The following is a 26,431-nucleotide window of genomic DNA, read 5'->3' on the forward strand; positions in this document are numbered from 1 at the left end:
CACGTCAAGGTTATGCCCCCTAACCTGGACTTGCGCCACCACAAGTCCAGGTTGGCTAGGCTGGCCGACGATGTCCTCCGCCCCGTTCTCCCCCGAGCGCGCGCCGCTCCCCTCGACCGTCGCCCGACCCGTCGAGCACGAGCTCGTGGTCAAGAAGTCGCGGTTCATCACGCTCCTGCACCCCGTCACGTCCGTCGCGGACGCCGAGGCGGTGATCGCTCGCGTCCGCAAGGAGCACTGGGACGCCCGGCACCACTGCACGGCGCTCGTCGTGGGGACGCACGCCGACCAGCAGCGGTCGAGCGACGACGGCGAGCCGTCGGGGACGGCCGGCATCCCCATGCTCGAGGTCCTGCGGCACCGTCACGTGACCGACGTCGTCGCGGTCGTCACGCGCTACTTCGGCGGGGTCCTGCTCGGCGCGGGAGGGCTCGTGCGGGCCTACTCGAACGCCGTGAGCGAGACCCTCGACATGGCCCCGATGCTGCGCCGCGAGATCATGGTCGAGGTCACGGTCGAGGTCCCGCACGCGGACGCGGGCCGGATGAGCAACGTCCTGCACGAGTGGTGCCAGACCCACGGCGCGGTCCTCGAGGGCACCGACTACGCGGGGTCCGCCGTCTTCCGCCTCCTGGTCCCGCCGGCACGGCTCGGGGCGCTCGACGCCGACGTCGCGTCGGCGTCGAGCGGCACCCTCTCCCCCGCGGTGGGGGACAGCCGCATCGTCGACGTCCCCGCCTGAGACCCTCCGTGCGCCCGGCGAGGGCCCCTTCCCGGCCGCGCGGCGCCGTCGGGCACCAGCAACCGCCCGACGGCGTCTCGCGGCCCCCCAGGGCGTGTCAGCACCCTGGGGGGCCGCCAGGAGGTCCGAGCGCGACGACGCCGAGCGGTCCGCGGCAGGGCACGCGTCAGACCGTGCCGACGATGCCCTCGGGCCCCACGCGCGCGCCGTCCGGGACGGTCGAGGGCTCTCCCGCGTCCTGCAGGACCGCGCTCCCCTCGGCCACCACATCCCGGCCGAACGTCCAGTCGCCCCGCACCGTGAGCCCCGACGCGCCCCGCAACGAGGGCGCCCCGCGGCCGAACCGCGCGTCGAAGTCCCCGACGAGCTTGTAATACGTGCTGTCGAGGTCGACGAGCGGTGCCCCGACCTGGGCCGCGAGCGTGAAGTCCTCCCCCAGCTCGTACACGTCGGAGCGCAGCAGGAGCAGGTCGCTCGTGGCCTTGACCGGCAGGAAGCGGCTGCGGTCGACCTCGATGACGGTCGAGCCCTCGAAGACCTCGATCGCCGCGCCCATCGCGGACTCGACCTGGATCACCGGCGTCGACGACGCGTCGGTCGGGTCGACCGTCTTGGGGTTGACGATGAGCGGCAGCTCGAGGACTCCCCCGGTCCGGTCGAGCTCGGCGGCCAGCGCCCGCAGGTCGAGCCACAGGTTGTTCGTGTTGAAGTACCGGTGACGCTCGATGTCCCCCGCCGCGGCGAGGTCCTCCTGCGGCGTCTGCGCGGTCTCGCGCAGCACCAGCCGACCGTCCGAGCGCCGCACCACCAGGTGGCCGCCCTTGCGGTCCGCAGGGGTCCGGCGAGCCACCTCGGCCGCGAACGGGGCTCCCGACGCCGCGAACCAGCCCGCCATCGCCGCGTCGGGGGCCGCCCCGAGGTTGTCGGAGTTGGACACGCTCGCGTACAGGTAGCCCGCGTCGAGGAGCTGCTGGAGCACCCCCGACGTGACCAGGGCCGTGTAGAGGTCCCCGTGGCCCGGCGGGCACCACTCGAGGTCGGGGTCCGCGGGCCACTCCACGGGCTCGAGGTCGTCCGCGCGCAGCTTGGGCTCGCGGTTCTGCAGGAAGTCCAGGGGCAGGCCGTCGACCGCGAGGTCCGGGTAGGCCGCGAGCGCCGCGAGCGTGTCGTCGCGGGTGCGGAAGCTGTTCATGAAGAGCAGCGGGAGGGGCGCGCCGGTCGTGGAGCGGGCGGAGAGGGTCTGGCGGGCGATGATGTCGAGGAAGGTGAGTGCACCGTCGTCGGTGTCGCGCACGGTCAGGAGGGACTTGGCGCGGTCCATGCCCATGGAGGTGCCGAGGCCGCCGTTGAGCTTGATGAGGACGGTGCGGGAGAGGGCGGCGTTGGCGTCGTCGGGGGCGACGGTGAGGTCGTCGCGATGGGTGACGCCGGTGAGGGGTCGGACGTCCGTCTCGGGGACGGTGCCCGTGGCGCCGCTGTCGAGGAGTTCGTAGAAGCGGCTGAAGACGTCGATCGCGGTGCGGTGGACGCCGGCGTCGGCCATCTTGTGCTGGGAGTGGGTGAGGCCCTGGCTGCTCATGGTGTCGATGCTAGGGCGGGTGGGGCTGGTCGTGCCGGTCGGGCGGTGGGGTGTCGGTCACGGGGCATGGACCTGTGCGGTGCGGCGCCCCTACGCTCGGCGGCATGACGATGCTGGGGTGCGTTCCTGGGGGCGGGGCTGGACGGGTGCGGGGGCGGGCGTGGTGAGCGGGCCTGTCTCGCACCGGGATCGCGTGAAGATCTCGACGGCGTTGCTCACCCAGGTGGCTGATCACGTCGAGTCGGACGCGAGCCTGGTCACCAAGGAGGATGCGGTGCGGGTGCTGCGGGACCTGGCGCTGGTGCTCGATCTGCGGGAGTTCTTGCCGGAGATCGACATCGGGTGGCCGGGGAAGGGTCCGGGGACGGGTCCGGTGCAGGGGGCCGGGGGGTCCTGAGGGGGTCGGCCCGGACGGGCGGGGCTACTCGAAGCGGGTGGGGTCGCCGGCGCCGACGCGGACGACCTCGGCGCTGCCGGAGGAGAAGTCGACGACGGTGGTGGGTTCGGTGCCGCAGTCCCCGGAGTCGACGACGGCGTCGACCTGGTGGTCGAGCGCTTCCTTGATCTCCCAGCCCTGGGTCATGGGTTCGTCCTCGCCGGGCAGGAGGAGGGTGCTGGACAGCAGGGGTTCGCCGAGGGCGCGCAGGATGGCCTGGGTGACGGCGTGGTCGGGGATGCGGACGCCGACGGTCTTCTTCTTGGGGTGCGCGAGGCGTCGAGGGACCTCTGCGGTCGCGGGCAGGATGAAGGTGTAGCTGCCGGGGGTGGAGGCCTTGATGGCGCGGAAGGCGGCGTTGTCGATCTTGACGAGCTGCCCGAGCTGGGCGAAGTCGGCGCACACGAGGGTGAAGTGGTGCTTGTCGCCGAGATGGCGGATGTCGCGGATGCGCTGGGTGGCGCTGTGGGAGCCGATCCGGGCGCCGAGCGCGTAGCAGGAGTCGGTGGGGTAGGCGATGAGGGCGTCGTCGCGCAGGAGCGTGACGATCTGGTCGATCGCGCGGGGCTGGGGGTCGACGGGGTGCACGTCGAAGTACTTGGCCATGGCGTGAGCCTAGGCCTGCGTGGCCGGGGGTGCAGGGCGCGGGCCCGACGGTGGGCGGCGCTCCCGGGGTGGGGGCAGAATCGGTGCGATGCGACTTGCGACCTTCAACATCCTGCACGGTCGGTCCACGGCGGACGACGTCGTGGACGTGGACCGTTTCGCCCGTGCGGTGGCGGACCTCGACGCGGACGTCCTCGCGCTGCAGGAGGTGGACCGCAACCAGCGCCGTTCGGGGCGGGCCGACCTCGCCCGGGTGGCGGCAGAGGCCATGGGTGCGGTCGACGTGCGCTTCGCGCCGACGCTGGACCGGTGGGGGGCGAGCGGGCGGTCTCAGTACGGGGTGGCGCTGCTGTCGCGTTTCCCGGTGCTGGAGTGGCGCACGCTGCCGCTGCCGCGCCGCCCGTGGTGGCGGCCGCTGCCCCGAGGGGCTGGGGGTCGGCGTCTGCGGTGGGGGTGGGACGAGCCGCGGACCGCGGTCGTGGCGGTGGTCGCGACGCCGCAGGGCCGCCTGACCGTGGTCGCGACGCACCTGAGCTTCCTCGACGGGTGGGGTGAGCACCAGCTGGAGCGGCTGGCGCGGGGGCTGGAGGGCGCGCCGCGGCCGCTCGTGCTGCTGGGTGACCTGAACCTGCGCTCGGAGACCCCGGCGATCGTCACGGGGTGGAGCCCTCTGGTGGTCGCACGGTCGTACCCGGTGGCTCACCCGATGCTACAGATCGACCACGTGCTGGCGGACGGCGAGGTCCGGCCGCTCGCGCCGGGCCGGGCGGTCGACACGGGGTTGTCGGACCACCGGGCGCTCGTCGTCGACGTCGAGCTCGACGGGCCGGGCGGCGCCTGACCTCCCACGAGCATCGCATCGAACAGGTGTTCGACACGTCAAGGCGCCCCGAGAGCGATCACTCGAACACCTGTTCGACGCACGAGTCGTCGAGCGGCAGAATCCCTCGAACAGGCGTTCGACTTCTCGCCCGCCCGTGGGGCCAGGGCACCTCGCCGGAGGTCAACGCCCCGTCGCCTCCCTCTCCCCGGAGGTGATCCGGACCACCGGAAGGCGCAGGGCCGCCGGGGCGGACTCCGGGACCCGCGGGGCACGGGGTGCCACTGGGGCCAGCCGCCGGTAGGCGCTGCCGAGCGGCGGCCGCTGGTCGGCCTCGCCGCGGTTCGGCCACAGAGCCAGGGCCCGCTCGGCCTGTGCCGTGATCGTGAGCGACGGGTTGACGCCCAGGTTCGCGCTCACCGCCGCACCGTCGAGCACGTGCAGGCCCTCGTGCCCGAACACCCGCTGGTAGGCGTCCACGACCCCGTCCGCCGAGGACGCGCCGATCGCGCACCCGCCCAGGAAGTGTGCGGTGAGCGGCATCCCGAAGGGTTCCCCGATGCTCCCGCCCGGTGAGCCGCCCATGACCCGGGCCAAGCGCCTCGCGGCCTCGTGCGCCGCGGGGATCCAGCCGGGGTTCGGGGCGCCGTGGCCCTGGCGCGACGTCATCCGGCGCCGCCCGGTCCACGTCCGACGCGTGTACGTCGTCAGCGAGTTGTCGTGGCTCTGCATGACCAGGGCGATCACGGTCCGCTCGGACCAGCCCCGCAGGTCGACCATGGCCGGCAGCCGTCGACGCTGGGCCCACAGCTCGCGCAACCACCCCCGGGGCGAGGGCGAGGATCGTGGGTGCGCGGCGCCGTCGGGCACCTCCCCCGGGACGCCACCCGTGGACGGGCCGCGAGCGCCCCGGGGAGTGACGAGGACGGTCTGCAGGAGGGCCATGGCGTTGGACCCGCGGCCGTAGCGCACGGGTTCGACGTGCGTGTGGGCGTCCGGGTGGAACGAGGACGTGATGGCGACGCCGCGCGTGTAGTCGGGGACGGGGGCACCGGTGGGGCGCCGGTCGGCCGTCGCGCCCAGGAGCGCCTCGGAGTTGGTGCGCGTGAGCATCCCCAGGCGCTCGGAGAGGTGCGGGAGGGTGCCCGCGTCGCGCTGGGCGTGCAGGAGCCGTTGCGTGCCGTGGGCCCCCGCGGCGAGGACGACGTGCTCGGCGGTCCATCGGTGCGTGCGGGCGAAGGGACGGTCCGTGCGCCGGGCCGTGACCTCGTAGCGCCCGTCGGGCAGCGGGGCGATGCGGGTCACGGTCGTCAGGGGGTGGATCGTGGCGCCCCCACCCTCGGCGAGGTGCAGGTAGTTCTTGACCAGGGTGTTCTTGGCGCCGTGGCGGCACCCGGTCATGCACTGCCCGCACTCGAGGCAGCCGCGCCGCTCGGGCCCCGCACCGCCGAAGAACGGGTCGGGCACCGGGACGCCCGGGGCGCCGAAGAGCACGCCCACGGGGGCGGGCGTGAACGTGTCCCCCACGCCCATCTCGCGGGCGACCTGGGCCATGGCCTCGTCGGCGGGCGTACGGCCCGCGTAGGTGACGACGCCGAGCATGCGCCGCGCCTGGTCGTAGTACGGCGCGAGCTCGGCCTTCCAGTCGGCCAGGTGACCCCACGAGGGGTCGGTGTAGAACGCGTCGAGCGGCTCGTACAGGGTGTTGGCGTAGACGAGCGAGCCGCCGCCCACCCCGGCACCGGCCAGGACCAGGACGTCGCGCAGGCGGTGCACGCGCTGGATGCCGAGGCAGCCCAGGCGCGGCGCCCACAGGAAGTCGCGCAGGTGCCAGGAGGTCGCGGCGAAGTCCTCGTCCGCGAAACGGCGCCCGGCCTCGAGGACCGCGACCCGGTACCCCTTCTCCGTGAGGCGCAGGGCCGCGACCGACCCGCCGAAGCCCGAGCCGACCACGAGCACGTCGACGTCGCGACCGGTGTCCTGCCGGGCGTGGTGCCCGTCGTCCTGGGTCATGCGTGTGCCACCTCGTTCCGCCGGCCGGCACCCCGTCGTGACCGGCAGGTGCTCATCCTGCCACCGGGACGCGGGCCCGCGGTGCGGCACGGCGCCCCACGCTGCGAGGCCGCGAGCGCCGACCTAGCGTGGACGAGACCCGTGACGGCCCCGGACCCCCTCCGCGCCGCGCCGTCACCGCCGCCACCTCCGTCCCCGGGCGGACCGTCAGAAGGAGAACCACATGGCCGAGCAGCACCCCGCCTTCCCCGCGCAGCAGCAGGAGCCTCCTGGGCTCACGAGCCCCATGGACCCGCAGCCGGACCACGGGGAGCACTCCTACCGGGGGTCGGGCCGGCTCGAGGGTCTACGTGCCCTGGTGACGGGCGGCGACTCCGGGATCGGGCGGGCGGTCGCCATCGCGTTCGCCCGCGAGGGCGCCGACGTCGCGATCGGCTACCTGCCGCAGGAGCAGGAGGACGCCGAGGAGACCGCCCGCTGGGTCCGCGACGCGGGACGCACGGCCGTGCTGCTGCCCGGGGACCTGCGCGAGGAGGCGACCTCGCGGGCGACGGTCACCGGCGCCGTCGAGCAGCTGGGCGGCCTGGACGTGCTCGTGAACAACGCGGGCTTCCAGATGGCCCGGCGCGGGTCCGTCGCCGACGTGACGACCGAGGACCTCGACCAGGTCCTCAAGACCAACCTCTACGCGCTGTTCTGGGTCACGCAGACCGCGCTCGAGCACCTGGGCGAGGGGGGATCGATCATCAACGTCTCCTCGATCCAGGCCTACCAGCCGTCCACGTCCCTCCTGGACTACGCCTCGACCAAGGCCGCGATCAACAACTTCACGGTCAACCTGGCAGCCGAGGTGGGGGTGCGCGGCATCCGGGTCAACGCCGTGGCTCCGGGACCCGTCTGGACCCCGTTGCAGCCCGCGACCCAGCCGCCCGAGAAGATCGAGGCGTTCGGGACCGACACCCCGCTGGGGCGCGCCGGGCAGCCCGCGGAGGTGGCGCCCGCGTTCGTGTTCCTCGCCTCGCCGTCCGACGCGAGCTACGTCTCGGGCACGGTCCTGGGCGTCACGGGCGGCAAGCCCGTCTTCTGACAGCCGTACCCCTCCTCGACGCCTCCGGGAGGCGGTCCGGACCGGGCTCTCCCCGGACCGCCTCCCGCGCCGTCCGGGGCTAGTCTGGAGGCCGGGTCGAGGAGCGGCTCGACCTCGCTCGGAGGAAGTTCGCAGGAAGTTCGCAGGAACACGGAGGCGACGATGCCGACGACGATCGCGCAGCTCATGTCCACGACGTTCTCCACGGTCGAGCAGACCGCGACCGTGGCCCAGGCGGCCCGTGCCATGGTCGACGACGACTCGGGGGACGCGGTCGTGCTGGACGACGGCGACGTCGTCGGCATCCTCACCGACCGCAGCATCGTGCGGGCGCTGGCCGCCGACGCCTCGACCGACCACCCCGTCGGAGACCTCTGCACCGAGGACCTGGTGGTGCTGAGCCCGCAGGACCCGGCCCGCGAAGCCGTGCGGATCATGGAGCGCCACGCCCTGCTGCGCCTGCCCGTCATGGTCGGGGCAGAGCTCGTGGGCATCGTCCGGCTCTCCGACCTGGTCACCGCGATCGAGCGCGGCCAGGTCACGGTGGGCGCCCGCGACGACGACCTCCAGGACGCCTGACCTGCGACCCCGCGCACCACCGGGCACGCACGGCCCCGCAGCGCCCACGGACCGCGTAGCGTTGTCCCCGACAGGTGGAGGAACGGCGCGCTCGTGCGCCGGAGACCGCCCACCCCGAGCACGAACGGGAACGCACGATGACGCAGGATCTGCAGCAGACGAAGGACGACGCCCTCGACGTCCCCACGAGCGCCGAGTACGGCACCGGGGCGACCCCGGCCACCGCCATCGAGTCCTCGATCGCCTCCGCGGCCCGGACGCTGGCCGAGGAACCGTCCCTCCAGGAGACTCTCGACCGCACCGTCGAGCTCGCGGTCGCGATGGTCGACGGGTGCGACGCCGCAGGGATCTCCCTCGTGACCCGCAAGGGCCGGATCGAGACCCCCGCGGCTTCCCACGCGCTGGCCCGGCGCGGCGACGAGCTCCAGTACGCGCTGAACGAGGGGCCGTGCCTCGACGCGATCCGTGAGACCGACCTGGTGCGCACCAACGACCTCGCGGCCGAGCCCCGCTGGCAGACCTGGGCCGACCAGGTCCAGGAGGAGCTCGGCGTGCGCTCGATGCTGTGCGTCCAGCTCTTCACGAGCGAGACGTCGCACGGCGCGCTGAACCTGTACTCCCGCTCCACGGGCGCCTTCCCCGCGACCGCGCTGTCGATCGTCTCGACGTTCGCCGCGGTCGCTGCAGCCGCCCTGACCGCGGCACGCACCGAGGAGCAGCTCACGAGCGCCGTGCAGACCCGCACCGTGATCGGCCAGGCGCAGGGCATCCTCATGGAGCGCTACCAGCTCTCCCCCCAGCGCGCCTTCTCGGTCCTGAGCCGCGTCTCGCAGGACTCGAACGTCAAGCTCTTCGACCTCGCGCGGCAGGTCGTCGAGACGCGCGAGCTGCCGGTCCCGTAGCGCGGCCGTCCGGCGGACGGCGAACGGCGCCGGCCCCGGGGTGAGCGCCCCGGGTCCGGCGCCGTCGCTGCCCCCGGCCCCCGCCGTCACCCCGGCGAGGGGGGCGGCGGGGCCGGCGGGTCAGCCCGGGAGCGCGCCCTTGCGACGGAAGAGCTGTGCGCCTCCCAGGCGGGTCACGCTGCCCGGCTCGAGGGCCGCCAGACGGGCCTCGACGCGCTCCTTGGCGTCCTCCCCCAGGCCCCCCTCGACCGCCAGGGCACCGATCAGCTCGCGTGCCACGTCGGGCAGGCGTCGGCTGCTCTCGCTCGCGTGGACGACGAGCAGGTCGAGCGCACCGTCCGGGTCGAGCCCGTGGGAGGCCATGAGGACGCCCTTGGCCTGGTCGACGACCGCGCGGTCCTCGAGCCCGACCGCGACCTGGCGCGTCACCTCGCGCCGCAGCGTCTCCTCGTACGCGGCCGAGGTGTCGATCACCATGCCGATGACCTCCACGACCGCCCCGGAGGCGTCCCGCCGGCCCTGCCCCGTGACGGTCACGGTCTTCGTGCGGCCGCGGGCGTCCACGATCCGGTGGCTGCAGCTGAAGGGGCGCCCCGTCGTGCGCAGGACCGAGAGCTCGCGCAGGACCGTGTCGCGGTCGTCGGGGTGCTTGTGGGAGGCCAGGAGGCCCGCGCTGGGCGCCGCGGCGTCCGGGGTCAGCCCGTGCAGGTGGTAGACCTCCTCGGACCACCACCACTCGCCGGTCCGCAGGTCGACGCGGTACTGGCCGGCAGGATGGGCTCGCCCGACGCTCAGCGCCTCGGCGAGCGGGTCGCGTCGGCGTCGACGGGGGGACTGTTCGGTAGGCATGGGGGCTCGCTCTCAGCACGTGCGTGTCGAGGGGCCTCTTCCTGACTCCTTGGTGGCCCATCGTAGTCGGCTGCGAGCGGGAGAACCAGCGAGTACCCTGCACCGGCCCTCGGGCACAGCCCCCGGGGCCGACCGCAGGACGGGCCCCGGGCACCCGGGCACCGCGCCACCGGGCCGGGCCCGTGCGATCCTGGGGTCGTGTCCGACCTGACGTCCCGCCGCATCCCGCCCGGCCCCATCCTGCAGGCGCTGCGCACGCACCGCTACCTGCCCGACTGGGCCCTCGAGGTGCCGCAGGTCGCGCTCGAGCACGCGCTGAACCTCGCGGACGGCGACCCGCACCGGCTCGTCCTCGAGCAGGACGGCACGATCCGGGTCGAGAACTCCCCGCAGCGCTGAGGCTCAGCGCTTCCCGTGCGGGTAGACGTCGGCGAGCACGGGCTCGAACGGCCGCGAGCGCAGGGTCATGCCCGCCTCCTGGGGCGTGCGCCCGGCCTTGGCGGAGTTGCACGGCTCGCACGCCGCGACGGCGTTGAGCCAGGTCGTCGCGCCGCCCTGGCAGCGGGGCACGACGTGGTCCATGGTCGTCGCGGGCTGACCGCAGTACGCGCACCGGTGCCGGTCGCGGCGCAGCAGCGCGGCGCGCGAGTAGGGGACGCGGCCCGTGCGCTCGTAGACCCAGCGGGTGTGGACGTAGCGGACGAGCTCGACCGAGACGGGACGCTGGTACGGGCCGAACGTCTCTCCCTCGACCGCTTCGCGCACGGCCGCGACGCGCCGGTGCAGCATGCGGATCGCGTGTCCGAGCGAGACGCGGCCGAGGACCTGCCCGCCACCCAGGTTGTAGATGAGGACCTCGCTCATCGACCGGCTCCTGTCTGCGGCCCGGAGCCGTGAGGCCCCGCGACCGCCCACGTCGTCTGCGGAGAGGGCGGGAATCGAACCCGCCCACGGGACGCTGGTGCGTTCCGTCGCCATCCTTGGCACATGCCTCTCCAGGGGTGCCGCCCGACTGCAGTCCGGGCGACTTGGGACCTCCACGCACACCACGGGTCCCCGTCGTGGCCAGGTTCATGTGCCTGGCTCGCCGCGCTACCACCGTGGCGCGGTCTCGTGTGCGTCAGCTCGTGCGGGCCGCCGGGGCGGCACCTCATGAGAACGGGCCAGGAGGGGTGCCGCCCGGGCTGGGCCGTGCGGCGACCGGTCTCCTGACCGGACGAGCACCACAGTAGCGGGGTCCCCCGGGGCGAGGGCAAGGGTTTTCCGCAGGATCGGCGAGGCGGGGCCCGGGCGGTCACGGACCGTCCGGGACGTGGGAGGCGGTCCGGCACGTCGCGCACGTGCCGGACAGCGCGACGTGCGCGGGCGCCAGCGTGAAGCCTGCCTCGGTCGCGAGCCACGTGGTGACGGGGTCCAGGAGGTCGCCGGGCAGGTCGATGATGCGACCGCACACGTCGCAGATCGCGTGCAGGTGCTCGCGGGCGGGGGAACCCGCCGCGAGGTGGTACGCGGTGGCTCCGCCGCCGATGTGCACGTGGGTCAGCACGCCCAGCGTCGTGAGCCGGTCCACCGTGCGGTAGACGGTCGCTCGGTGGATGCCCGGGTGGCGTTCGTGCACCCGGGCGCAGAGCTCGTCGGCGCTGGGGTGCCCCTCCCCCGTCGCGAGGACCTCGAGGACCGCGCGCCGGGCCTCGGTCACGCGGTGCCCTCCCGAGCGCAGCAGCCCCAGGGCCTCCTCGACCCGACCGGGACCGGGACGGTCGCCTCCCGGCCCGGGTCCCGTCCCCCTGTCCGTCGCGTCGTCCACGGTCATGTCCTCCGCTCCCTTCACAGCGCCGCGATCCCGTCGCCGACCATCTTGGCCCCGAGCACCACGAGCAGCACGGCCATGATGACGGCGTTGTTCCGGGTCATCCAGGTCTTGAGCCCGTCGAGGAGCGTGGCCGCGCGCTCGCCCATCGACAGGTAGATCACGAGGGGGGCGGCGACGCCGAGGCTCGCCACGACGACGAACACCGCGAGCGCCCCGAGCTGCTCACCGGTCTGGGAGGTCGCGGCGGCGATGGCCGCGGCCCCGGACACGACGAGGAGCAGGTTCTTGGGGTTGACCGCACCGAGCAGGACGGCGAGGCCGAACGCCTTGGCGGGCGTGAAGGCGTCGATCGCGGTCATCCACCTCGGTGTCGCGGGGGTCGTGCCGGCGCGCGGGCGCCCGCGCCACTGCGTGACGGCGAGGAGCAGCAGGAGCACGCCCAGGAGGATCTTCACGACGCTCGCCCAGGCCGGCGGCCCGCCCGCGGCGGGCGTCGCGGCCCCGGCCACGAGCAGCACGATCGTCCCGAGGGCCGCGATCCCCACGATCCACCCCAGCAGGAACGCGAAGCCGTTGGCCCTGGCCCTCGCGCTGACGAGCATCAGCACGACCGCGACGATCGGCATGGGGCTGATGAGGACCCCGACCGCGATGGGCAGGGACTGACCGATGGCTGGGCCCACGGCACTTCCTTCCGTCGTGCGGCGCCCCGGGTGGGGCGTCGTGTCCCCGGCGCTGCGGGCTGCCCGCGGGCCGGTCACCCCGACCGTAGTGCCGGGCCCGGCGGACCGCGCGCGAGGGCGGCGGTGGCCGCGCGGGGTGGGCGGCGCCGTCGGGCCTCAGGCGGGCGGCGCGTCCGCCTGGGCCGGGCCGACGCGCCCGGGAGCGGTCGGCAGGAGGTCGCGCAGGGCGGTGTCGACGTCGGGGTACGTGGGGGGCAGGTCGTCGGGCCCGACGGCGCCGCGCAGCACGTCGCGCACCTGGCCCACGTCCCGGGCCAGCACGAGCCGCGCGCCCGTGCGGTCCAGGTCGCGGCGCAGCGTGGCGAGCATCTCGGCGGCCTCGACGTCGACGAACGGCACGGTCTCCGCGTCGAGGACCACGACCCGGGGCGACGCGTCGGCGGCCAGGCGCCGGACGGCCGCGCGCACGGTGTCGGCGTTGGCGTTGGCGAAGAACAGGCCCGACTCGACACGCACCACGAGCGCCCCCTCGACGCCCTGGCCCCCGTCCTTGCCCGTGGCCACGCGGCGCGCGCGGTCGACCCACACGCCGTGCGGGCTGCGCACGAGCACGGCCACGTGCGGGCGCGAGGCCCGCCCCAGGAGCAGGAACAGCGAGAGCACGATCCCGAGCACCAGGCCGGGCAGGGTGTCGAACACCAGGACGCCGACCATGGCCGCGAGCGCCGCCCAGAAGTCGTGCCGGGCCGCGCCCCCGTACAGGGCCGTGCTGCGTGGGGTCGCGAGGCGGTAGAGGCGGCGCAGCGCCGCGACGTCGACGAGCTCGACCACGGCCCCGATGACGACGGCCGCGAGGGTGGCCTCGGGCAGCGACTCGAACACGGGCGTGAGGAACAGCAGGGTCAGGAGGGTCAGGGCGGCCGCGACGAGGCCCGAGACCTGGCTCTGGGCCCCCGCTCCGCCGTTGACCGCGGTCTTGGACAGGCTGCCGTTGACGACCATCCCGGACGCGAGGCCCGAGCCGAGGTTCGCGGCGCCCATGCCGACGAGCTCGCGGTCGGCGTCGATGTCGTAGCCCTCGCGCGACGCGTACGCCTTGGCGGCGCCCAGCGCCTCGGCGAAGCCCACGAGCATGACGCCCGCGGCGGGCCCGATCAGGTCGGTGTACGTGGTCCAGTCGACGCCGGTCGGCAGGCCGAGCGTGGGGAGACCGGCCTGGATGGGGCCGACGACGTCGACGCCGTCGTCGTCGAGCCCGAGCAGCAGGACCAGGGCGATCCCGGCCCCGACCACGACGAGCGAGCCGGGCACCCTGGGCAGCCAGCGCTTGATCGCGAGCACCGCGGCGAGCGATCCGAGCCCCAGGACGACGGTCAGGGGGTGCGCGGTGCCGAGCTCGGTGAGGATCGCCCAGAGCTTCTCGAAGAAGTTCCCCTCGCCCTTGTCGACGCCCAGCAGCGCGGGCACCTGCCCGATGACGATCGTCAGGGCCAGGCCCACGATGAAGCCCTTGAGCACGGGTTCGGAGACGAACGAGGCCAGGAACCCCAGGCGGGCGATCCCCGCGACGAGGCACAGCACGCCGGTCACGAGCGCGACGGCCGTGGTCAGCGCGACGAACGCCGCGTCGTCGCCGGGCGCGAAGGCCGCGACGACGCTCGCGGACAGGGCCGCGGTCGCGGACATGGGCCCCACGACCAGGTGGCGCGAGCTGCCGAACGCCGCGTAGAGGACCAGCGAGGGGACCGCGGCGTACAGGCCCACGACGGGCGAGACGCCCGCGATCGTCGCGTAGGCGAGGGACTCGCACGGCCCACACGGTCAGGCCCGCGAGGACGTCCCGGCGCAGCCATGCCCCGCGGTACCCCTGCAGGGACGCGAACAGGGGCCACGGCCGCCGGGTGGTCGTCCTGGTGCTGGTCGGCATGCGCCCTGCCTCTCGCCCGCGGGCGCGGTGCGCGCCTCCGGGCGAACGTATCCGCGCGGGCCGCGCTCGGCATCAGGAGCGCGTCAGGGGGCGGCGTGCTGCCCGACGGCGCCGCTCACGTCCCGGGGGACGTCATGTCGTGCGCGTGGCACGGTCGTGGGGCTCCACGATCCTGTCGAGCCGCGCCACGAGCTGGTCGACCCGGGCCGGGCCGAGGGCCTCGGTGAGGGTCTCGCCGAACCACCGGAGCCAGATCGCGTCGACCTGGGCCGCGGTGATGGTGCCGTCCTTGAACAGCCGCACGGCGATGGGGGCGGCCTCGTACTCGTACTCGTCCTCGGGCGCCCCCTCGGGGAGGCCGGGCTCCAGGCCGTACGGGTCCACCTCGTTGAGCAGCAGGAGCACCTGCCTGACGGTGCTCCTCCACCTCCTCGTCGTCGCGCGCACGGCGCCAGGGTCTCACACACCTGTCCGGGGCGGGGGGCACCCGCGGGCCGGAGCCGGGGGCACCGGGCGGCCAGGGCGCCCGCGCGCGCGAACGGCCAGGGCACGTCACAGTGGATCCGACCCGTCCACGCCCGATCACCTGGGAGATCCCGTGCGTGCACGCAGGCTGACCTTGCTCCTCGTCGCGCTCACGACCGCCGCACTGACCGTCACGGTGGGGCTGGGCGCGAGCGCACCGGCGCGCGCCGCGGGGGCCGGGGACGTGACGGGGCTCGTCAACGGAGCCCGCTCGGCCGCGGGGCTGGGTCCCCTCACGCCGGACTCCCGGCTCGCGGGCGTCGCCCAGGCCTGGGCCGAGCAGATGGCCGCGGACGGCTCCCTGAGCCACAACCCGTCGACGGGCGCCCGGATCCCGGGCGGCTGGTCGGCCTGGGCCGAGAACGTGGCCTGGTCCACCGATCCCTCCCCCGCCGGGCTGCACGCGAACCTCATGGGGTCTGCGGGGCACCGGGCGAACATCCTGTCGCCGACGTTCACGTCGGTGGGCGTCGGGTACGCGACCGACGGCGCCGGGGGCGCGTACGTCGCCGAGGTCTTCGCGGCGTACCCGGGCGCCGCCGCACCGGCCCCGCAGCCGCCGCCCGCGCAGGCTGCCCCCGACACGTCCTCGACAGGCGCGGGAGGCGCGGGAGGACAGGGGGGCGCCGACGGCACGGAGAGCACGGGTCGCGCGAGCGAAAGGGACATAACGGATAGCGGCGCGGCGGTCGCACCCCGTGCCCCCACGGGCCTCGTCCTCGGTGCGTCGGGCGCCGACGTCCGCACGCTCCAGGAACGCCTGCAGGTGCACGGCCAGGTCCTCGAGGCCGACGGCGCCTACGGGCCCGCGACCGCGGCCGCCGTCATCGCGTTCCAGAGGACCCGGGGCCCCGACCCGGACGGGATCGTGGGTCCCGCGACCCTGGCCGCGCTGGCCCTCGACCCGGCACCGCCGGTCACGCCCGCCCCGGCGTCCCCCGAGGCGCAGGCACCGCCCGCCGGGCCGACCGACGCCGACCGTGCCGCCGCGGCGCGCGAGGTGAGCGCGGCGGACCGCGCCCAGGACGCGCGGGGCGCGGCGCCGTCGGGCAGCGCCTCCGGCCCCACGCCGAGCCCGGGCCCGAGCTCCCCCACCGACGAGGCGCTCCCCGCCGTGCCCGCCTACGGCTGGGTGATCGCGGCCCTCGCGGTCCTGGCCGCGATGTCGCTCAGCGTCGTGGGCGCCCGTCGCCGGTCGGCGCAGGTCCGCAGGGCGCGGCCACCGCAGGACTGAGGGCCGTCCGCGCGGTAGCGCAGCCCCGAGCGCTGCTCAGATGCCCAGGACCACCTTCGCGACCGAGAAGTAGATGACCAGGCCCAGCGTGTCGACGAAGGTCGAGATGAAGGGGGCCGCGACGATCGCCGGGTCGATGCCGACGCGGCGCGCCAGGATCGGGATGCTCGACCCGACCGTCGTCGCGAGCAGGCACACGCCCACGACCGTGATCGCGAGGACCTGCGCGATCTGCACCCCCGCGACCCACGCCGCAGGACCGAAGCCGACCGCCGCGAGCACCGTCCCGAGCAGCAGGCCCGTGAGCATCTCGCGACCCACCACGCGCAGCAGGTCACCCCGACGGATGTCCCCCACCGCCAGGGCGCGGACCACCGTGGTGGCGGCCTGCGAGCCCGCGTTCCCGCCCGTGCCGATGAGCAGCGGGATGAACAGCGCGAGGGCGACGACCGCGTCGAGCTCGGCCTCGAAGTAGCTCTGCACGCCCACGGTGAGGCTCGCCGCGACGATCAGCAGCAGGAGCCAGACCACGCGAGCCCGCACGAGCCCCAGGACGGACACCGTCAGGTACGGGCGGCGCAGCGGCTCCGAGCCGCCCACCCGGGCCGAGTCCTCGTCGTCCTCGGCCTCGAGGATGCGCATCGCGTCGTCGACCGTGAGGACCCCCAGCAGGCGGTGCTCGTGGTCGACCACGGGCACCGCGACGTACCCGCCGTCGCGCACCACGTTGGCCGCGTGCTCCTGGTCGTCGGTCGCCTCGACGGTCACGGCCGGGGACATGACGTCCTCGACCAGCGCGCCCGGGTCGCTCACGAGCAGGCGCCGCAGCGACACCACACCCTCGACGACCCGCCCCGGACCCAGCACGGGCACGGTGTAGATCGTCTCGACGTCGTCGCCCGCCCGGCGCAGCGCGTCGAGCGCCCCCGAGACGGTCGTGCCGCGCCGCACCGAGGCCACGCGGGGAGACATGCGTCGCCCCGCGCTGTCCTCCGGATACCCCAGCAGGGCGGTCGTCAGGGCCCGCTCGTCGGGCCCCAGGCCGCCCAGGAGACGGGCCGCGACGCCCGCGGGCAGCTCGTCGAGCAGAGACGCCCGGTCGTCGGGGTCGAGGGCCGCGAAGATCTCCGCGGTCGCCTCGGACCGCAGCGCCTCGACGAGCTCGGCCTGGATCGCCGGGTCGAGGTCCTCGAAGACCTCGACCGCACGCCCCTTGGGCAGCAGCCGGAACGCGACCGCACGCCGCTGGTCGCCCAGGCGCCCGAGCTCGTCGACCACCTCCTGGGTGTCCATGCCCGCGATGCGGTGCTGCAGGTCCTCCAGGTCGCGAGGGAGCTCGGTCCGGACGTCGGGGTGTGCACGCATGGCCCCACCTTCTCAAAGGCTGCGGGACCACGGCCCGGCGAGGGCGCCCGACGTGACCAGGCGCACGCCGCCCGGCGCCGGCCCGGGGCGCCGCGCCGCAGGGCCTCAGGGCCTCAGGGCCTCAGCGAGGCAGCCGGTACCGGGAGTACACGACGCCGCCCGTGAAGCGCCGCTCGTCGAGCAGCTCGAGGTCGAGCCGGACGCCCGCCGGGAAGAACGACGTCCCGCCGCCCACGAGCACCGGGTGCACGAGGATCCGCAGCTCGTCGACGATCCCGGCCGCGAGCGCCTGCGCGGCGAGGGTCGGCCCGCCGATGCCGACCTCACGCTCGGCACGGTCGACCAGGGCGCGTGCGGCCTGCGGGTCGAACGACCGCTCGAGCCGGGTGCGCGGGGCGCCGGAGTCGTCGAGCGTGGTCGAGTACACGACCTTGTCCGTCGCGCGCCAGATGCGCGCGTAGTCACGGACGGCCGGCGAGTCGTCCTCGAGCAGGGCGGGGTCGTCCCACACCCGCATGACCTCGTAGACGCGGCGGCCCAGGAGGAAGGTGCCGACGTCGCGCTCGAGGTCGTCGACGAACGCGTGCACCTCCTCGTCGGGGGCGCTCCACCCGAACGAGCCCGAGGCGTCGGCGACGTAGCCGTCGAGGGACATGATGCCGGTGCAGGTCAGGTGTGCCACGGTGCGCTCCTCCCCCGCCCGGGCGGTACGGGCCCCGGCGCGGCTCCCGACCAGGGTAGGCCGCGCACGGGGCAGGACGCACGGTGCACGGGGCGTGCGCGGGGGTGCGTGCTCAGGCGGTCAGGCCGTCGGGTCCTCCGGCCAGTCGTGCTTGGGGTAGCGGCGGCGCAGCTCGGCGCGCACCTGCGCGTACCCCGTGCGCCAGAACGACTCGAGGTCCGCGGTGATCGCCGCGGGTCGGCGGGCCGGGGACAGCAGGTGCAGCAGCACCGGCACGCGCCCGTCGGCGACGCGGGGCGTGGTGCGCCACCCGAACGCGTCCTGGACCTTGACCGCGAGCACGGGCTGGTCCCCCGTGTAGTCGAGGCGCGCACCGCGCCCTCCGGGCAGGTCGACGCGCACGGGCGCGAGCTCGTCGAGCCGGCCGGCCGCGGGCCAGGGCAGCAGCCGCCGCAGGGCGCCGGTCAGGTCGAGGCGCTGGAGGTCGGCCGCGGTGCGGACCCGGGCGAGGTCGGGTCCGAGCCAGCTGTCGAGGCCGGCGAGGAGCGCGTCGTCGCCGACGTCGGGCCACGGGTCGCCCAGGGCACGGTGCAGGAACGCGAGCCGGTGCCGCAGCTCGCGGGCGGACTCGCGCCAGGGCAGGACGTCGAGCCCGTCGCGCTCGAGCCCGTCGCGCAGCGCCGCGACGACCCGGTCGGCGGGCGGGTCGGTGATCCGCTGCGAGGCGATCTCGATCGCGCCGAGGCGCGTCGTGCGCCGAGCCTGGACGCGTCCGCCCGTCCACGTGACGGTCTCGTCCTCGCGCAGGGCCGCGGACGCGGCCTCGTACGCGAGGTCCTCGTCGATCGGGGCGGCCGACCGGACGGTCGCGTCGCGGCGGCCGGCGCCGCGGTCGGCGTCCGCGACGGCGAGCCAGTCGTAGCCCGCGAGGGGGGACCCGGGCGGCAGGGCGGCCCCCGTGCCCGAGGCCATGAGGTACGTGGAGCCGTTCGCCCGCCGACGGGCGACCCGGTCGGGGTGCGCGAGCGCGACCACGAGCCCGACCGCCAGGTCCAGACTCAGGTCCTCGCGGCGCCCCCGTCCGGCCGTCGGGACGAGCCCCTGGAGGCGCTCGACCTGCGCCCGCCACGCCCCGCTCGCCGGGCCGCCGCGGCGGGCGTCCCGCAGCGCGGCGACCAGGTCCGCCCCGGGCGCACGCACGTCGTCGGACAGGAGGGCGACCACCTCGGCGGCGAGCCGCGGCCCGACGACGTCGCTCGCGTCCAGGAGGGCGCGCGCGAGCCGCGGGTCGGCCGGGACGCGAGCGATCTCACGCCCCCGGGGGGACACCGTGCCGTCGGGGTGGACGGCCCCGAGCGCCTCGAGCGTCGCGCGGGCCACCGCCATCGCGGCCGCGGGCGGCGGGTCGAGCAGCGCGAGGCCCGCACCGTCGGGGCTCCCCCAGCAGGCGAGCTCGAGCGCGAACGCGACGAGGTCCGCGGTGAGGATCTCGGGGGTCGGGTGCGCGACGAGCTGGGCGTGCTCGCCGGGCGACCAGCACCGGTACACCGCGCCGGGCCCCTCGCGCCCGGCACGGCCGGCGCGCTGCTCGGCGGCCGCGCGGCTCACGCGGACCGTCACGAGCCCCGCGAGGCCTCGACGGTGGTCGGTGCGTGGCTCGCGCGACAGCCCCGCGTCGACGACGACCCGCACCCCGGGCACGGTGAGCGACGACTCGGCGACGGCCGTCGAGACCACGACCCGGCGACGCGGGCCCGGCGTCAGGGCCAGGTCCTGCTCGCGCGCGGGCAGCCGCCCGTGCAGGGGGCGCACGTCCGCGTCGACCCCGCCCAGCCGCCGTGCGACGCCGTCGACCTCGCCCGCGCCGGGCACGAACACCAGGACGTCGCCGGGCTGCTCGGCGAGCGCCCGTCGCGTGGTCGCCGCGACGTGGTCGAGGAACGCGCGCGGCACGCCCCGCTCGTCGAGTCGCGGGCCGGGCGACGGCGCCCACACCTCGCGCACCGGGAAGAGGCTGCCGTCGGCCACCACGACCGGGGCGGGGGCCCCGTCGCCCAGCAGGCTCGCGGTGCGCTCTGCCTCGATCGTCGCGGACATCGCGACGACGGCCAGGTCGGGGCGCAGGGTCGCCCGGACGTCGACCAGCAGGGCCAGGGTCAGGTCGGCGTCGAGGTGCCGCTCGTGGACCTCGTCGAGCACCACGACCCCCACCCCCGCGAGCTCGGGGTCGCGCTGCAGACGACGCAGCAGGACGCCCGTCGTGACGACCTCGATGCGGGTCTCGGGCCCGGTGCGGGACTCGCCACGCACCGAGAAGCCGACCGTGCGCCCGACGGGTTCGCCCAGCAGGTGCGCGAGCCGGCGCGCCGCGGCCCGCGCCGCGATCCGTCGGGGCTGGGTCACGACCACGCGACCGGCACGGGCCGGCCCGGGCGACGCGGGGCCGGCCGGCACTGGACCCGTGCCCGCGGTCGTGCCCGTCGCCGGGGAAGCGGTCATGGCCGCGAGCGCCGGCGGGACCAGGGTCGTCTTGCCCGTGCCGGGCGGGGCCTGGAGCACCGCGACGCCCCGGGCGCGCACCGCGTCGACGAGGTCGTCCAGGTGGTGGCGGACCGGGAGGTCGGGCGGGGAGGCGAGCAGGCGGGTGATCGGGTCCAGGTCCACGGGGCCATTGTCCCTGCCGCCCGACCGACGGGCGGTACGCTGACCGGACACGGTGGACCGGTACCGTGGGCAAGGACCTGAGGACCGTGGACGGACGACAGGAGGTGGCGAGGATGGCGACGGCACATGCCCTGCGCGAGCGCTACGACCGCCTGACGTCCGCCTCCTCCGCGCGAGCCGTCGCCCTGGTGCCGCTCGTGCTGGTGCTGGCGCTCACCGTCGGGCAGTCGTTCGGCTCGACGTCCCTGGGCGGCGTCCTGTCCCTGCTCGGAGCCGCGACCCTCGCGGCCACCGCGGGGGTGCTCGGCGTCGCGCTCGCGTGCGTCGCGGTCGCCGTCCTGCTGCTGCTCGCGGTGCCCGTGGGCCCCGAGCCGCTGCCGCTGCCCGCCCCCGCGCGGCAGCACAGCCCCACGACGCCCGGGCGCCCTCAGCCGCGAGCACCGGGAGCGGCCCCGCTCCCGCGCGCCGCCTGAACCACCAGCACGTCCCGAGCCGTCGACGGCCGGGGCCTGCCGGACTTCCCTGCGGAACTGGCGCGGGAGCCTCGCGCTCCCCTTCCCCTCCACCCGCAGGAGTCCTGCCGTGCCCGTCGTCGATGCCCTCACCCGTACCCTGTCCACGCTCGTCCACCCGCTCGAGCTGCTGGTGGCCTGGACCCTCGTCCATCTCCACTCGGCGCTGACCGCGCTCGGTCTCGATCCCGCCGGAGGCGCCGCGTGGGGCCTCGCGATCGTGGGCCTGGTCGTGGTCGTCAAGGTCCTGCTCGTCCCGCTCGTCGTCGTACAGGTCCGGGGCATGCGCGCGATGCGTGCGGCCTCGCCCGAGATCCGCCGCATCCAGGAGAGGTACCGCGGGAAGACGGACCCTGCGAGCCGGGACGCGGCCCGCCGCGAGCAGCAGGAGCTCATGTCGCGCACCGGGGCCAACCCGCTCGCGGGCTGCCTGCCGGTGCTCGTGCAGGCGCCGGTCCTCTTCGCGCTGTACTCGGTGCTCTCGGGGATCGGGCGCCAGGTGCCCGTCGGTGCCCTGACCGGTGACCTGGTGCGCGAGGCCGACGCCGCGGCGCTCCTCGGCGCACCGCTGTCCGGGTCGCTGACCGCGGCGCTGGGCGGTGCGGGAGGACTGGCCGGAGTCCTGGTGCCCGCGGTCCTGATCGTCGTCATGTACGCCGCGCAGGTCCTGACCCAGCGGCTGAGCGCCCGCAGCAACCCGCCTGCCGACCCCACGAACCCGATGGCCCGGCAGCAGGGCGTGCTCATGCTGGTGCTCCCCGCGGTCTCCGCGGTCGTGTCCGTGGGCTTCCCCGTGGGTGTCGTCCTGTACTGGGCCACGTCCTCGCTGTGGGGGCTGGGCCAGCAGCTCGTGGTCGGGCGGCTCCTGACCGGCACGGGCGCAGGAGAGGACGTCGGTGGGCCCGCGACGTCGGCCCCCGCGACCGCCGGACCGCGCGGCGGTCAGCGCCCGCAGCCGCGGCGCGGCGGCACGAGGCGAGGACGCCGGGGGTGAGCGCCTCCGGAGGTGAGGGGACCAAGGCCTGCGCCCGGGCCGGCACGCGTCAGGATCCCGTCAAGGCGCCTTGACTTCGACGCGCCGCGGCAGGTTGATGGAGAGATGGGAACGAGGTCTCGCCGGGCCGTCCTGGTGGTGACGGGGGCGTTGGTCGCACCTTTCGTCGTGTGCGCGGTGCTCGCACCGTTCCGCGCGGACGTGGCGAACACCAACGCCGCCCTGGTCCTGGTCCTCGTGGTCGTGGGCGCGGCAGCCACCGGGCGCAGGGCCGCGGGGATCGGGGCGGCCCTGTCGAGCGGCGTGTGGTTCGACTACTTCCTCACCGAGCCGCACCACCGGCTCACGATCACCGACCGGACCGACGTCGAGACCACGGTCCTGCTGCTGCTCGTGGGCGTGGCCGTCACCGAGATCGCCCTGTGGGGCCGGCGTCAGCAGGCGCGGTCGAGCCGTCGCGTGGGCTTCCTCGCGGGGATCGTGTCATCGGCCCGCCTGGTCGCCGCGGCCGACACCCCGCCGTCGGTCCTGATCAACCACGTCCAGCGACAGGTCGTCGAGGCGCTGGACGTCGACGAGTGCCGTTTCGACACCGCGACCGGTGGGGCCCACCCGCGTCTGCACGCGGACGGGAGCGTGACGAGCGGTGGGCGCGTCGTCGACGTCGACCGGGAAGGTCTGCCCACGGGCGACCGGATCGAGCTGCTGATCGAGCATGCCGGGGCCGTCCACGGCCGCTTCCTCCTCGACGCGTCGACCCGGGTGCGTCGCCCCGACCTCGACCAGCGCGTCGTCGCCGTCACCCTCGCACAGCTCGTCGGTGCGGCGCTCGCCGCACCCCGCAGCGGCGAGCGCCGCGCCTAACCGCCGGAGGTCCGTCCGGACGCACCTGGGCGGGTCCTGGCGACGCGGACCTCAGCGCGCGACGTCCTCGAGCGCGACGGGCGCCAGGCTCGCGAGCAGGTCGTGGCGGTGCAGGTCGACCGGGAGGCGCACGAGGCCCGGCAGCGCGTCCTCCCGGTCCGGTCGGAGCCGGTAGCGCGTGGTGCGCGCAGACCCTGCCCGCCCCAGCAGCCGCACCGCGGGCAGCAGCGCAGAGCAGCCTTCGAGCTCGGCGTCCACCCATGCCTCGCTGTGTCGGTGCAGCGGTGGGACCACGGCCTCGACCTGGACCACGAGGACGACCCGACGACCGGGGGCCCCGGGGACGCCCTGCGCCTCCGGGGCGCCGTCGGACCAGAGGGCCGGGGTCCCGACCGTGCGTCCGAGGTCGGCCAGCGAGGTCCCCGCGACCAGGACGTCCTCCGGGGTCAGCAGGGTCCCGGCGGGCCAGAGGAGGGTCTCGGCGGACCGCAGCGCCGCGACGCGGCTCGAGAGGATCGTGTGCAGGAGAGTCACACCAGGCTCCCCTCGGGGGCGGCGTCGGTCGCGGTCCGCGCGACACGGACGTCTCGCAACGCGAGCAGACCACGGCACGGGACCGCCAGCAGGTCGCCCGCGCGGACGTCGGCCGGGAGCGTGAGCGTCGCGTGCCCGCCGCCCCGGAGCCTCGCGCGCGCGTGGCGGGCCGTCGAGGCTCGCCCGACGAGCCGCACCTCGGACCACGACGCGGAACCGGCCGGCACGTCGGCGTCGAGGGTCAGCCAGGGCAGGCCGGTACCGACGTCGTGGACCGCGGTCACGGAGGTCACCACGACCGTCCCCGCGGGGTCGCCGGGACGCCCGGGCGCCGGTGCGGCGACGTCTGCGACGTGCACGCACGGGGTGCGGCACAGCGCGGCCAGGTGGGCCAGCGAGACGCCCGCCACCAGGACGTCCGTCACGGTCGCCCGGGTGCCCACGGGCCAACGGTCGGTGGCGATCGGGTCGGGGATGCTCGCACGGAGCGTGGGAAGGATCGATGTCAAGGTCATGGTCCCGGTCTACGGCCGGCGCCCGCGCGGCGTCGCGCGTCTTGACGGAACCCGGACGGGCACCGCCGCGATCTTGACGGTTCTCGGACAGACCTGGGCGTTCGGGTCGCCCTAGCGTGGACGCATGCCTGTTCAGCAGAACCCCTTCGGTCAGCTCCTCGTCGCTCTCGTCACCCCTTTCACGCCCGACGGCGAGGTGGCGTGGACCGATGTCGAGCGCCTCGTCGACGCCGTCGTCACCGGAGGGGCCGACGGCGTCGTGGTCGCGGGCACGACGGGAGAGTCCAGCACCCTGACCGACCGGGAGAAGATCCGGCTCGTGCAGACCGCCCGCGAGGTGGCGGCCGGGCGCGCGACCGTGGTCGCCGGAGGGGGGTCGAGCGACACCGCCCACACGATCTCGCACCACCTGGCGTGCGAGGCGGCCGGCGCGGACGGCCTCCTGGTCGCGTCTCCCGCGTACGTGCGCCCGGGCCAGGAGGGCGTCCTGGCCCACGTCCGCGCCGTCGCCGACGCGACCGACCTGCCCGTCATGCTCGACGACGTGCCGGCCCGCACCGGTACCGGGTTCGAGCTCGCGACCCTCCTGTCGGCCGCGAGGCATCCGAACGTCTGCGCCGTGAAGGACGCCGACGGCGACCTCGCGAGGGCGGCGCACCTCATCGGCAGCGGCGACCTGCTCTACTTCGCCGGGTCCGACGCGGCGGCGCTCCCCACCCTCGCGATCGACGGTGCGGGCATCGTCGGCGTGAGCGCCAACGTCGCGCCGGGCTCGTACCGGAAGCTGCTCGACGCCGTCGCGGCCGGGGAGCTCCGCGCGGCGACGGGCGTCCATCAGCGCATCGAGCCGCTCGCCCGGGCCCTCAACACGTTCATGCCGCCCGCGGTCGCCACCAAGCTCGTGCTCCACGCGCTCGGGCGCATCGGGAGCCCACGAGTCCGGCTGCCCCTGGTCGGGCCGGACCCCCGGGCCGCGAGGGCCGTCAGCCGCGAGCTCGACCGCGTCCGTTCGCTCCCCGACGCCCGGACCACCGGGGTCCGCCTCGACCTCGATGCCGCCGCGGGAGGTGCGGTCGCCGCCCGGCTCGTCGACGCGTAGGTCCGCGTCGCCCCACCCCCGCACTGCCCGCACTGCCCTGCACTGCCCGCACGTGCCGGGCAAGGCCCGGAGGGGCCGGGGAGCCTCGTGCGCCACGCGGCCACCGCGGCACGAGCCCTGCCGCCCGCCGGCTCAGTCGCGCGAGACGACGATGCTCGCGCTGTGCCCGCCGAACCCGAACGCGTCGACGAGGGCGTGGCGAGCAGCGGTGGGGCGGGCGGAGCCTCGCACCACGTCGAGGCCGATCGTGGGGTCCAGCTCGTCGAGGTTGAGCGTGGGCGGCACGACGCCGTGGTGCAGGGCCTGCAGCGCGACGACGACGCCGAGCGAGCCGGACGCGCCCAGCAGGTGGCCGGTCGCCCCCTTGGTCGAGGTGACCGGAGGGGGGTCGGGCAGGGCCGCCCGCAGCGCGTCGGCCTCGTTGCGGTCGCCGACCGGGGTCGACGTGGCGTGCGCGTGCACGAGCCCCAGGTCGCCGGGGTCCAGCCTCGCCGAGCGCAGCGCGAGCGTGATCGTGCGCGCCTGATTCACCGGGTCGCCGCCCACGATGTCGAAGGCGTCCGACGTGAGCGCGGCCCCGGCCACGGCGCCGAGGACCCGTGCACCCCGCGCGCGGGCGTGCTCCTCGCTCTCCAGGACGACGAGCGCGGCCCCCTCGCCCATCACGAACCCGTCGCGGGCCAGGTCGAACGGCCGCGAGGCGCGCGCGGGCTCGTCGTTGCGCGTGGACATGGCCCGTGCCCGGGCGAAGGCGGCGAGGGAGAACGCCTCGACACCGGCCTCGACTCCCCCGCACACCACGACGTCGGCGGCTCCCGCCAGGATCATCTCGCGTCCCGTGATGATCGCCTCGCTGCCCGCCGCGCACGCGCTGATCGGGGCGCGAGCCCCCGCCTTGGCCCCCAGCTCGATCGAGAGCCATGCCGCGGGGCCGTTGGCCATGAGCATGGTCACGGCGTGCGGGGAGACGTGGCGGTAGCCCTGCGTGTCCAGCAGGCGGCTCTGCGCGAGGGTCGACGCGATCCCGCCGTTCGCCGAGCCGACCACGACGGCGAGCCGTTCCGGGTCGACCTCGGGGCGTCCCGCGTCGTCCCACGCCTCCCGGCCTGCGACGAGCGCGAGCTGCTCGGCCCGGTCGGTCCGGCGCAGCACCCGGACCCCGAGACCGTCCGCGAACGTGTCGTCGACCCGGGCGGCGATGCGCACCGGGAGGTCGCGCGCCCAGTCGTCCGCGACCGCGCGGACACCCTGGTCGCCCCGCACGAGCGCGGCCCAGGTCGCGGGCGCGGTCGTCGCGAGCGGGGTCACGGCCCCGAGGCCTGTCACCACTACGCGTGCCATCCGCAGCTCCCGTCGCCGTCGCGGTACCGCCCGGTCCTGGGCTGCACTGTAGGACGCGCGTCCCGG

At 75.4% G+C, this 26,431-nt stretch carries 27 protein-coding genes; 12 read left to right on the top strand and 15 right to left on the bottom strand.

Annotation, left to right across the window (positions count from 1 at the left end):
• Positions 1–70 precede the first annotated feature (70 nt).
• A complete protein-coding gene (locus tag NHG27_RS03665; RefSeq protein ID WP_497014781.1) occupies positions 71–742 on the top strand; it encodes a YigZ family protein in 672 nt (223 codons plus the stop codon).
• A 166-nt stretch (positions 743–908) separates the two neighbouring features.
• Here the strand turns inward: NHG27_RS03665 and NHG27_RS03670 are convergent, their stop codons facing one another.
• The gene (locus tag NHG27_RS03670; RefSeq protein WP_497014782.1) at positions 909–2,321 is read right to left on the bottom strand and encodes a UTP--glucose-1-phosphate uridylyltransferase; all 1,413 of its coding nucleotides are present in this window, start codon (positions 2,319–2,321) and stop codon (positions 909–911) included.
• Between the two features lie 193 nt (positions 2,322–2,514).
• Between NHG27_RS03670 and NHG27_RS03675 the strand changes: the two genes are divergently transcribed.
• Positions 2,515–2,718 carry a hypothetical protein gene (locus NHG27_RS03675; RefSeq protein WP_193719666.1) on the top strand — a complete coding sequence of 68 codons (204 nt, stop codon included), beginning with the start codon at positions 2,515–2,517 and terminating at the stop codon, positions 2,716–2,718.
• A 24-nt stretch (positions 2,719–2,742) separates the two neighbouring features.
• On the opposite strand, the gene NHG27_RS03680 is transcribed toward NHG27_RS03675, so the two are convergent.
• On the bottom strand, positions 2,743–3,363 hold the full coding sequence (locus NHG27_RS03680) for an L-threonylcarbamoyladenylate synthase (protein ID WP_193719667.1): 621 nt from the start codon (positions 3,361–3,363) through the stop codon (positions 2,743–2,745).
• Between the two features lie 88 nt (positions 3,364–3,451).
• On the opposite strand from NHG27_RS03680, the gene NHG27_RS03685 reads away from it, so the two are divergent.
• Complete coding sequence (locus NHG27_RS03685) at positions 3,452–4,204, top strand: endonuclease/exonuclease/phosphatase family protein (protein WP_193719668.1); 753 nt, start codon at positions 3,452–3,454, stop codon at positions 4,202–4,204.
• A gap of 162 nt (positions 4,205–4,366) precedes the next feature.
• Here the strand turns inward: NHG27_RS03685 and NHG27_RS03690 are convergent, their stop codons facing one another.
• Positions 4,367–6,196 (bottom strand): FAD-dependent oxidoreductase, encoded by a 1,830-nt coding sequence (locus tag NHG27_RS03690; RefSeq protein ID WP_497014783.1) that lies wholly within the window; start codon positions 6,194–6,196, stop codon positions 4,367–4,369.
• 223 nt (positions 6,197–6,419) lie between these two features.
• On the opposite strand from NHG27_RS03690, the gene NHG27_RS03695 reads away from it, so the two are divergent.
• From NHG27_RS03695 to NHG27_RS03705, 3 genes are all read left to right on the top strand, one after another.
• Positions 6,420–7,283, top strand: a complete 864-nt coding sequence (locus tag NHG27_RS03695; RefSeq protein WP_497014784.1) for an SDR family oxidoreductase — start codon at positions 6,420–6,422, stop codon at positions 7,281–7,283.
• A gap of 162 nt (positions 7,284–7,445) precedes the next feature.
• Positions 7,446–7,862 (top strand): CBS domain-containing protein, encoded by a 417-nt coding sequence (locus NHG27_RS03700; protein ID WP_193719671.1) that lies wholly within the window; start codon positions 7,446–7,448, stop codon positions 7,860–7,862.
• A 137-nt stretch (positions 7,863–7,999) separates the two neighbouring features.
• On the top strand, positions 8,000–8,764 hold the full coding sequence (locus tag NHG27_RS03705) for a GAF and ANTAR domain-containing protein (protein ID WP_497014785.1): 765 nt from the start codon (positions 8,000–8,002) through the stop codon (positions 8,762–8,764).
• 120 nt (positions 8,765–8,884) lie between these two features.
• Here NHG27_RS03705 and NHG27_RS03710 read toward each other — a convergent pair whose 3' ends face one another.
• Positions 8,885–9,613, bottom strand: a complete 729-nt coding sequence (locus NHG27_RS03710) for a PAS and ANTAR domain-containing protein (protein WP_497014786.1) — start codon at positions 9,611–9,613, stop codon at positions 8,885–8,887.
• 198 nt (positions 9,614–9,811) lie between these two features.
• Here NHG27_RS03710 and NHG27_RS03715 point away from each other — a divergent pair, with 198 nt between their 5' ends.
• Entirely contained in the window at positions 9,812–10,012 is a 201-nt protein-coding gene (locus NHG27_RS03715; RefSeq protein ID WP_193719674.1) for a hypothetical protein, read from the top strand.
• A 3-nt stretch (positions 10,013–10,015) separates the two neighbouring features.
• Here the strand turns inward: NHG27_RS03715 and NHG27_RS03720 are convergent, their stop codons facing one another.
• The 5 genes from NHG27_RS03720 to NHG27_RS03740 form a co-directional block, all read right to left on the bottom strand.
• Positions 10,016–10,477: an HNH endonuclease gene (locus NHG27_RS03720; RefSeq protein ID WP_193719675.1), complete on the bottom strand. Its 462-nt coding sequence runs from the start codon at positions 10,475–10,477 to the stop codon at positions 10,016–10,018.
• Positions 10,478–10,907: 430 nt separating this feature from the next.
• Positions 10,908–11,426: a Fur family transcriptional regulator gene (locus NHG27_RS03725; protein ID WP_193719676.1), complete on the bottom strand. Its 519-nt coding sequence runs from the start codon at positions 11,424–11,426 to the stop codon at positions 10,908–10,910.
• Between the two features lie 14 nt (positions 11,427–11,440).
• Entirely contained in the window at positions 11,441–12,109 is a 669-nt protein-coding gene (locus tag NHG27_RS03730) for a GAP family protein (protein WP_497014787.1), read from the bottom strand.
• A gap of 156 nt (positions 12,110–12,265) precedes the next feature.
• Positions 12,266–13,873, bottom strand: coding sequence for a SulP family inorganic anion transporter (locus tag NHG27_RS03735; protein ID WP_497014788.1), 1,608 nt, complete (start codon positions 13,871–13,873; stop codon positions 12,266–12,268).
• Positions 13,874–14,168: 295 nt separating this feature from the next.
• A complete protein-coding gene (locus NHG27_RS03740) occupies positions 14,169–14,441 on the bottom strand; it encodes a hypothetical protein (RefSeq protein ID WP_497014789.1) in 273 nt (90 codons plus the stop codon).
• Between the two features lie 193 nt (positions 14,442–14,634).
• Between NHG27_RS03740 and NHG27_RS03745 the strand changes: the two genes are divergently transcribed.
• Positions 14,635–15,795: a CAP domain-containing protein gene (locus NHG27_RS03745; protein ID WP_497014790.1), complete on the top strand. Its 1,161-nt coding sequence runs from the start codon at positions 14,635–14,637 to the stop codon at positions 15,793–15,795.
• A gap of 36 nt (positions 15,796–15,831) precedes the next feature.
• On the opposite strand, the gene mgtE is transcribed toward NHG27_RS03745, so the two are convergent.
• The 3 genes from mgtE to hrpB all read right to left on the bottom strand — a co-directional run bounded on the left by mgtE (position 15,832) and on the right by hrpB (position 20,506).
• Positions 15,832–17,160, bottom strand: coding sequence for a magnesium transporter (gene mgtE / locus NHG27_RS03750; RefSeq protein ID WP_193719681.1), 1,329 nt, complete (start codon positions 17,158–17,160; stop codon positions 15,832–15,834).
• A gap of 121 nt (positions 17,161–17,281) precedes the next feature.
• Positions 17,282–17,842, bottom strand: coding sequence for a dihydrofolate reductase family protein (locus NHG27_RS03755; RefSeq protein WP_497014791.1), 561 nt, complete (start codon positions 17,840–17,842; stop codon positions 17,282–17,284).
• Positions 17,843–17,962: 120 nt separating this feature from the next.
• The gene (gene hrpB, locus NHG27_RS03760) at positions 17,963–20,506 is read right to left on the bottom strand and encodes an ATP-dependent helicase HrpB (protein WP_497014792.1); all 2,544 of its coding nucleotides are present in this window, start codon (positions 20,504–20,506) and stop codon (positions 17,963–17,965) included.
• Positions 20,507–20,619: 113 nt separating this feature from the next.
• Here hrpB and NHG27_RS03765 point away from each other — a divergent pair, with 113 nt between their 5' ends.
• The 3 genes from NHG27_RS03765 (at position 20,620) to NHG27_RS03775 (ending at position 22,876) form a co-directional block, all read left to right on the top strand.
• Positions 20,620–20,979 (top strand): hypothetical protein, encoded by a 360-nt coding sequence (locus tag NHG27_RS03765; protein ID WP_497014793.1) that lies wholly within the window; start codon positions 20,620–20,622, stop codon positions 20,977–20,979.
• A gap of 109 nt (positions 20,980–21,088) precedes the next feature.
• Complete coding sequence (gene yidC, locus NHG27_RS03770; RefSeq protein WP_193719684.1) at positions 21,089–22,012, top strand: membrane protein insertase YidC; 924 nt, start codon at positions 21,089–21,091, stop codon at positions 22,010–22,012.
• Positions 22,013–22,117: 105 nt separating this feature from the next.
• Positions 22,118–22,876 carry a DUF4118 domain-containing protein gene (locus NHG27_RS03775; RefSeq protein ID WP_497014794.1) on the top strand — a complete coding sequence of 253 codons (759 nt, stop codon included), beginning with the start codon at positions 22,118–22,120 and terminating at the stop codon, positions 22,874–22,876.
• A 51-nt stretch (positions 22,877–22,927) separates the two neighbouring features.
• Here NHG27_RS03775 and NHG27_RS03780 read toward each other — a convergent pair whose 3' ends face one another.
• Positions 22,928–23,410: a hypothetical protein gene (locus NHG27_RS03780; protein WP_497014795.1), complete on the bottom strand. Its 483-nt coding sequence runs from the start codon at positions 23,408–23,410 to the stop codon at positions 22,928–22,930.
• A complete protein-coding gene (locus tag NHG27_RS03785; RefSeq protein ID WP_497014796.1) occupies positions 23,407–23,925 on the bottom strand; it encodes a hypothetical protein in 519 nt (172 codons plus the stop codon). Before NHG27_RS03785 ends, NHG27_RS03780 begins: the two co-directional genes overlap by 4 nt.
• Positions 23,926–24,049: 124 nt before the next feature.
• Here NHG27_RS03785 and dapA point away from each other — a divergent pair, with 124 nt between their 5' ends.
• Entirely contained in the window at positions 24,050–25,024 is a 975-nt protein-coding gene (dapA, locus tag NHG27_RS03790) for a 4-hydroxy-tetrahydrodipicolinate synthase (RefSeq protein ID WP_497014797.1), read from the top strand.
• Between the two features lie 132 nt (positions 25,025–25,156).
• On the opposite strand, the gene NHG27_RS03795 is transcribed toward dapA, so the two are convergent.
• Complete coding sequence (locus NHG27_RS03795; RefSeq protein WP_497014798.1) at positions 25,157–26,365, bottom strand: beta-ketoacyl-[acyl-carrier-protein] synthase family protein; 1,209 nt, start codon at positions 26,363–26,365, stop codon at positions 25,157–25,159.
• Between the last annotated feature and the right edge of the window lie 66 nt (positions 26,366–26,431).

It is taken from the genome of Oerskovia sp. 140933 (genome assembly GCF_059651515.1).